The organism is Rhizobium sp. 01T444 (assembly GCF_056398305.1).
In genome coordinates this window covers 1-566 of record NZ_JBFTPD010000331.1, presented here as the reverse complement: position 1 = coordinate 566, position 566 = coordinate 1, and the positions used below count along the sequence as shown (strand labels likewise).

General features: G+C 63.3%; 1 protein-coding gene. It reads right to left on the bottom strand.

The genetic code is table 11. The features are described from left to right. Positions 1 to 566 (bottom strand): hypothetical protein (locus AC1DTN_RS38755; protein ID WP_477925530.1); only part of this gene is annotated, 566 nt, incomplete at both ends.

Here is a 566-nt window from a genome sequence, read left to right as displayed (position 1 = left end):
GGCTTCAGGAACGAGGCAACGGCTTGTGCGTTGTACCCGGCGCCCAAGTCCGACTTCATGGCCTCACGGGCGATCGGATCGCGCTGTACCTGGTCCTGCACCCAGCGAACGAAGTTCGAGGTGTCGTGGCCGCTGCCGGTGTTCATCCGCCAAGACGCAATGCCATTCCACTGTTGACCGTTGAGCGGCTGCTGCGCATTCATCGCCAGCGCGGCGAATGCGTCGGCGTAGCGTTCTGCGGAGCGCGCGGCATTGTCGACGGCATTCGGATTGTTCAGACCCGCCGCGCCGCCGGCCTGAATGGCGCGCTCGGTGTGAACGTCGACCAGGCCGGAATACGACATACGCTGAAGCGCCTGCACACCCCGTCCGCTTTGCGCCTCGAGCTGTGCGGCGATCGACTCACCTTGCTGAGCGCAATGCGCCGCTTCATGAATGACTGCGAAGTCCATCGCTTCCTTCGTCGACAGGCCGGTCATTTGCGACATCCGCCTTGCGTAATCGGCCTTGTCGGCATGCATCACGATCATGCAGGCGGCGGTATTGGGTGCCGCCCCCATGTACAT